The sequence below is a fragment of the Paraburkholderia sp. genome (assembly GCF_026225065.1).
Classification (GTDB): Bacteria; Pseudomonadota; Gammaproteobacteria; order Burkholderiales; family Burkholderiaceae; genus Paraburkholderia.
The window spans coordinates 21,987-28,577 of record NZ_JAMFSB010000179.1; the positions used below are offsets into that span (position 1 = coordinate 21,987).

6 protein-coding genes are annotated in these 6,591 nt (G+C 62.2%); 2 read left to right on the forward strand and 4 right to left on the reverse strand.

What is annotated here, in order from left to right; genetic code table 11:
- Positions 1–11 precede the first annotated feature (11 nt).
- Positions 12–1,406: an AmpG family muropeptide MFS transporter gene (locus M0954_RS13445; RefSeq protein WP_122153086.1), complete on the forward strand. Its 1,395-nt coding sequence runs from the start codon at positions 12–14 to the stop codon at positions 1,404–1,406.
- Positions 1,407–1,600: 194 nt separating this feature from the next.
- The gene (locus M0954_RS13450; protein ID WP_297353709.1) at positions 1,601–2,785 is read left to right on the forward strand and encodes a M48 family metallopeptidase; all 1,185 of its coding nucleotides are present in this window, start codon (positions 1,601–1,603) and stop codon (positions 2,783–2,785) included.
- A 41-nt stretch (positions 2,786–2,826) separates the two neighbouring features.
- Here M0954_RS13450 and M0954_RS13455 read toward each other — a convergent pair whose 3' ends face one another.
- The 4 genes from M0954_RS13455 to M0954_RS13470 form a co-directional block, all read right to left on the reverse strand.
- Positions 2,827–3,615, reverse strand: a complete 789-nt coding sequence (locus M0954_RS13455; RefSeq protein ID WP_297353700.1) for an exodeoxyribonuclease III — start codon at positions 3,613–3,615, stop codon at positions 2,827–2,829.
- A gap of 93 nt (positions 3,616–3,708) precedes the next feature.
- Complete coding sequence (locus tag M0954_RS13460; RefSeq protein ID WP_297353702.1) at positions 3,709–4,545, reverse strand: polyphosphate kinase 2 family protein; 837 nt, start codon at positions 4,543–4,545, stop codon at positions 3,709–3,711.
- Between the two features lie 143 nt (positions 4,546–4,688).
- Positions 4,689–6,164 carry an Asp-tRNA(Asn)/Glu-tRNA(Gln) amidotransferase subunit GatB gene (gatB, locus tag M0954_RS13465; protein WP_297353705.1) on the reverse strand — a complete coding sequence of 492 codons (1,476 nt, stop codon included), beginning with the start codon at positions 6,162–6,164 and terminating at the stop codon, positions 4,689–4,691.
- A 4-nt stretch (positions 6,165–6,168) separates the two neighbouring features.
- On the reverse strand, positions 6,169–6,591 hold a 423-nt coding region (locus tag M0954_RS13470; protein ID WP_297353707.1), incomplete at its 5' end, for an amidase family protein.

The window sequence follows — 6,591 nt, forward strand, 5'->3', positions numbered from 1 at the left end:
CACTCACCCAAATGTCGAACCCGCCGCACGAGGCGCCCGCACTTACCGCTCACGTCGAACACACCGGCTGGCGCGCGTTTCTCAACACGCACATGCTGATCTGCGTCTTTCTCGGCTTTACGTCGGGATTGCCGCTGTTCACGCTCGTCTATCTGGTGCAAGCCTGGCTGCGCTCCGAAGGCGTCAATCTCAAGGAAATCGGCCTGTTTGCGCTGATCCAGTTTCCCTATACGTGGAAATTTGTCTGGGCACCGCTGATGGACCGCTACGTGCCACGTTTGCCGGGCTGGCGGCCGGGCAGGCGGCGCGGCTGGATGCTGGTCACGCAGATTCTGGTGGCTGGCGCGATCGCCTCGCTCGGTTTCGTGTCGCCGCGCGACGCGATCTGGACGGTCGCGGCGCTGACTGCGCTGGTGGCCTTCTTCGGCGCGAGCCAGGATATCTCCATTGATGCCTACCGGCGCGAATTGCTCACCGATACCGAGCAGGGTCTCGGCAACGCGGTTCACGTCAACGCTTACAAGATTGCCGCGCTGGTGCCAGGCTCGCTCGCGCTGATCCTGTCCGACCATTTGCCATGGACTACTGTGTTCATTGTCACAGCCGCGTTCATGGTGCCGGGCATGATCATGACGCTCGTCGTGCGCGAACCCGAAGTGCATGGTGCACCGCCGAAGAACCTGCGTGAAGCGATCATCGAGCCGTTTCGCGAATTCATCCTGCGCGACGGCTGGCGCGGGGCGCTGTTCGTGCTCGGCTTCATCTTCCTGTACAAGCTAGGCGATACGATGGCGACCAATCTGTCGACCTCGTTCTTTCTGGATATCGGCTACTCGCGCACGCAGATTGGCGTGATCGCCAAGACTACCGCGTTCGGTGCGAGCCTCGCGGGCGGGATCGTCGGCGGTATCTGGATGATGCGTATTGGAATCGGCCGGGGGTTGTGGGTGTTCGGCGTGCTGCAGATGGTGTCGACGCTCGGATTCGCCTGGCTTGCGCATCTTGGACCGGCGTCGCCTGGGCTTACGGCCATCTACGATTTCGCTGTCCTCACGAGCCAGGGCGTGACGAAGCTGCTGTCCGTGTTTGGCGTGGATTGGGCTGTGCAGCTTGATCCGCGGTCGGTTGCGCTCGCGCTGGTCTACGGTCTTGAGACCTTTGCCACCGGCCTGACTATGGCGGCGTTTACCGCTTACATCGCCAGTACGACCGATCCGCGCTACACCGCCACCCAGTTCGCACTCTTTACGAGTCTCGCGTCGGTGCCGCGCACGCTGGCGTCGGCGGCGAGCGGGTACGTGGTTGCGCAGATCGGATGGTTCGACTACTTCCTTGCCTGCACCGCTCTGGCACTGCCGGGCATGCTGCTGTTGCTGCGTATTGCGCCGTGGAGGCTGCGGTCGTGAGCGGGTCTGCGTCAAGGCAAGCGGCCGCCTCGAAGCTGAGGTGGGCGACTGCGGTCGCTGCGCGCCGCGCGTTGCGCGCACTGGGTGCACTCGGCGCAGAGCAGGCGCTGGCTACGGCATGTGCGCTGGGTGTGCTACGTACGCCGATTGTACTGGTTGCGCCGCGTGCTCTGCGCGCAGCACGCGCGGCGCTTGTGTTGCTCTGTACGGGCAGCATGCTTGCGACGCCGTGGAACGCCTACGCGGTTGCGACGCCTGCCGTGGCGGCCAGCAGTGCCCCCGCTCAGGCCAACGCACCCGCCACCAAATCGGCGTCGAGTGCACCGACTCCAGAGGGTCCGGCTTCGACGGCTGTCACTCCCGCAGAAGGTGCCAGCGCCAGTAGCGCAGCCAGTGCCGCGCACGTGTCGTCAGCCACGTCTTCGGCGTCGACTACGTCTTCGGCGTCTTCAGCATCTGCGTCCACATCCGCCACGCCGCCCGCTCCGCCGGTGACCGCGAAACAACCAGCGCGCACCGCCAGCCCCGCTGTCACCGACAACCGCCCGCCGCCCTACACCCCACCGCCGCAGCAATTGCGCTTCGGCAGCTACGCGGTGTTCCGCAACCTGATTCCGTCGCCGCAACTGGAAGCGCAGGCTGCCGACGAGTTCCAGCAGATCGTCTACGGCGCGCAGCACGCCGATCGCCTCTACCCGGACACCGACCCACGTGTGATCCGCGTGCAGACCATTCTCGACAAGCTGATTCCCTATTCGCTGAAGTGGAATGAACGGGCGAAAAACTGGAAGTGGCAGATAGCGGTAGTCCGCTCGCCAGATATCCGCATGTACTGTCTACCGGGCGGCAAGATCGCGATCTACAGCGGCATCCTGGACCGTGTGCATCTGAACGACAACGAACTCGGCATGCTGCTGGGCCACGAAATCGCGCATGCCCTGCGCGAGCATGCACGGGAGCGCCTGGGCGAACAGCAGGCGTCGCAACTTGATTCGTCCGGCACGATTCCGCAGCTATTCGGGCTGGCCGATCTGGGCGCCCCGGTGCTTGGCATCGGCTCGCAACTGGTCGAGATGAAATACACGCCCACCGACGAAACCGAAGCCGACGTGATCGGCAGCGACATCGCCTCACGCGCCGGTTACGATCCGCGCGCCGCGATCACGCTGTGGGACAAACTAGCGGCCGCGACGCACAGTAGTCGCAATCAGGGCTATATCTACGTGCACCCGTACACGCCAGCACGCCGCGCGGACCTGCTGAAACGCCTGCCGGACATGCTGCCCCTCTACGCAAAAGCGATTGGCAAGACGGTCGATGAACTGCCCGACTATGCGGGCATCGGCCGTCCGCGCCGGGTGCCGGTTCGCGGCGACTGAAGTTGGTAACTACGGGTTGGCGACTAAAGCCTGAAGCCGGCTTACTTCTTCGGCTTCGCCACCTTGTGGTCGTAGTCGACCGTCAGCGGCGCGTGGTCGCTGAACTTGATGTCGCGGAACACGTCCGTGCGCTTCGCCTTCGCGGCAATGCCCGCAGTGGCGATCTGATAATCGATCCGCCACCCCACATTCTTTGCATACGCCTGACCGCGATTGCTCCACCAGGTGTACTGCTCAGGCCGTTGATCAAGCGTGCGAAACACGTCGACATAACCCACTTCGTCAAACAGCTTGGTCAGCCACTCGCGTTCTTCCGGCAGGCAACCTGAGTTCTTCTGGTTGCTCTTCCAGTTCTTGATGTCGATTTCCTTGTGGACGATGTTCACGTCGCCACACACGATCACTTCGCGCTCCTTACCCAGCTCCGCGAGGTGCGGCATGAACTCGGCCATAAAGCGGAACTTGGCCTGCTGACGGTCCTCGCCGCTCGACCCCGACGGCACATACACCGAGACAACGGAAAGCTTGCCAAAGCGCAGCTCGACATAGCGTCCTTCGGGATCGAACTCCTCGCTACCAAAGCCGATCACCACTTCATCCGGCTCGTGACGCGTGTACACCCCAGCGCCGCTGTAGCCCTTCTTCACCGCGTGCTGAAAGTAGCCGGTGAAGTTGTGCGGGGCGAGAAACTCCGGGGTCATGTCGTCCTGCGAGCACTTGATTTCCTGCACGCACAGCACGTCCGCTTTCTGTTCACCGAACCATTCGAAAAAGCCCTTCTTCGCCGCAGAGCGGATGCCGTTCAGGTTGGCGGTAATCACACGCAACATGTCGTTCCTTTATTGTCGATTCGTTGTTGAGGCTTGCTTAGCTTGTTTATCTTGCTGGTCAGGCAGAGCGCGAGGCCGAAGCCAGCGCGGCTCTCATTCCACTTTCACGCCCTTGAGCGATTCCTTTGGGGGCGGGTATTCGAGCTTCAATCCTTCGAGGGTGCGCAGGAGCAATTCCGCGACCATCACGTTGCGATGCGTCTTCGAATCGGCCGGGATGATGTACCACGGTGCGTAAGGCGTCGAAGTGGCAGCGAGAGCATCGTGATACGCCGCTTGATACTGATCCCATTGCTTGCGCGCTTCCAGATCCGAGACGTCGAATTTCCAGTGCTTGGAGGGATCGTCGATGCGCGCCTGCAAACGCGAACGCTGCTCGTCCTTCGAGATGTGCAGCATGCATTTGATGATGGTCGTGCCGCTGTCGGCTAGCAGTGCCTCGAAATCGCGGATATGGCTGTAGCGCTGCTCGCAGGCCGTCTTGTCCAGCTGGCCCAGCACGACCGGCACGAGCACGTCTTCGTACTGACTGCGATTGAACACCGTCAGTTCGCCGGCGGCGGGCGCCTGCGAATGCACGCGCCAGAGGAAATCGTGAGCCAGCTCGTCAGGCGTCGGCGCCTTGAACGGCACGATGCGCAAACCGAGCGGATCGACATCGCGAAACACTCCTCGCACCGTGCCGTCCTTGCCGCTCGTGTCCATGCCCTGCAACACCAGCAGCACACGCTGCAGGCGCTGCGCATGCAGGCGCTCCTGCAGCGCATCCAACTTTGCGCCGATCTCAGCCAGGCGGTCGCGGTCACCCTCTTTCGACCCGGTTGAAAACGGCTTCGCGCCCGGGTCGAAATCGGCGAGCACGAATTTCGCGATCTTCTTGTCGTCGAAGTACGGCACGCGGAAATCGTCGAGTTCCGGCTTCTTCGCCATGCATTGTCTCCAGAGGCGCGTTCAAATGCGGCGCCAGCAAAAGGAAACGGGCCGCTGCCCCACTTTCGTCCGGCAACAGCCCGTTATGACCGAACCCGCGCGCCGATCTATCGACGCGCGCTCCGGCATGTGCATTCCATCGCTCAGGACAGCTTTTTCTTCAGCAGTTCGTTGACCTGCTGCGGATTCGCCTTGCCCTTGGTGGCCTTCATCGCCTGGCCGATCAGCGCGTTGAACGCCTTTTCCTTACCGGCGCGGAATTCCTCGACCGACTTCTGGTTGGCCACGAGCACCGCGTCGATGATCGCTTCCAGCTCACCGGTGTCGGAGATCTGCTTGAGACCCTTCGCTTCGATGATGCGGTCGGCGGCGGCTTCGTCGGTGGCCTTTTCGTCCCAGATCGCCACGAAGATTTCCTTCGCGATCTTGTTCGAAATCGTGCCATCGGCAATGCGTTGCAGCAGCAAGGCGAGTTGCGCTGAGGAGACCGGACTGTTGGCGATGTCGAGACCTTCGCGGTTCAACAACGACGACACTTCGCCCATCATCCAGTTGGCTGCGACCTTGGCTTGCGCCGGGCCTACTTTCGCCACGACTGCTTCGTAGTACGCAGCCATCGCCTTGCTCGAGGTCAGCACACCCGCGTCATACGGCGTCAAGCCGTACTGTTCGACGATGCGCTGCTGGATCGCCACCGGCAGTTCCGGCATCTCGGCCTTCACGCGCTCGACCCACGCCTCGTCGATGACCAAAGGCATCAAGTCTGGATCAGGGAAATAACGGTAATCATGCGCATCTTCCTTGCTGCGCATCGAACGCGTTTCGCGCTTGTCCGAATCGTAGAGACGCGTTTCCTGCACTACCGTGCCGCCGTCTTCGATGAGCTCGATCTGACGGCGCACTTCGTACTGGATCGCTTCTTCGAGGAAGCGGAACGAGTTCAGGTTCTTGATCTCGGCGCGCGTGCCGAATTCCTTTTGCCCGACCGGTCGCACCGACACGTTCGCATCGCAGCGGAACGAGCCTTCCTGCATGTTGCCATCGCAGATGCCAAGCCAGGTGACGAGCGTATGCAAGGTCTTCGCATAGGCAACCGCTTCGTCCGCGCTACGCATTTCCGGCTCGGTGACGATTTCAAGCAGCGGCGTGCCGGCACGGTTCAGGTCGATCCCTGTCATGCCCTCGAAGTCTTCGTGCAGCGACTTGCCTGCGTCTTCTTCGAGGTGAGCGCGCGTCAGGTTGATGGTCTTCTCGTACGCTTCCTTGCCGGTTTTCTCATTGGCGGGCACCTGAATCGTCACCTGGCCGCCTTGCACCACAGGAATCTCGTACTGGCTGATCTGATAGCCCTTCGGCAGATCGGGATAGAAGTAGTTCTTGCGCGCGAAGATGCTGCGCGGCGCGATTTTCGCGCCGATTGCGAGGCCAAGTTCAATCGCCCGCTGCACGGCGCCGCGGTTCATCACCGGCAGCGTGCCCGGCAACGCGAGGTCGACGGGGCAAGCCTGCGTGTTGGGTTCGGCGCCGAACTGCGTGGCGGCGCCCGAGAAAATCTTCGAGACGGTCGACAGTTGCGTGTGCGTCTCGAGACCGATCACGACTTCCCATTGCTTGGTCATGTGTTCACACTCCTGCCGGTACCTGGCGATGCCAGTCGGTCGCGCGCTGGAACGCATCCGCAACCTGCAGCATGCGAGCTTCGTTGAAATAGTTGCCGATGATCTGCAGACCTACCGGACGCTGCGCATTGGCGCCCCCGCCGAAGCCGCACGGCACGCTCATGCCGGGCAGACCCGCGAGGCTCACCGACAGCGTGTAGATATCGGCCAGATACATCTGCACCGGATCGTCGCCCTTGGCGCCCAGATCCCACGCCACCGACGGCGCCACCGGGCCCATGATCACGTCGCACTGCTTGAACGCCTGCTGGAAGTCGTTTGCGATGATGCGGCGGATCTTCTGCGCCTGCAGGTAGTACGCGTCGTAATAGCCGTGCGACAGCACGTAGGCGCCCACCAGAATGCGGCGCTTCACTTCCGGGCCGAA

Excerpts from the sequence above, each read along its gene's own strand:
- M0954_RS13445 (WP_122153086.1), top strand. The coding sequence starts at position 12 with ATGTCGAACCCGCCGCACGAGGCGCCCGCACTTACCGCTCACGTCGAA.
- M0954_RS13455 (WP_297353700.1), bottom strand. The coding sequence starts at position 3,615 with ATGTTGCGTGTGATTACCGCCAACCTGAACGGCATCCGCTCTGCGGCG.
- M0954_RS13460 (WP_297353702.1), bottom strand. The coding sequence starts at position 4,545 with ATGGCGAAGAAGCCGGAACTCGACGATTTCCGCGTGCCGTACTTCGAC.
- gatB (WP_297353705.1), bottom strand. The coding sequence starts at position 6,164 with ATGACCAAGCAATGGGAAGTCGTGATCGGTCTCGAGACGCACACGCAA.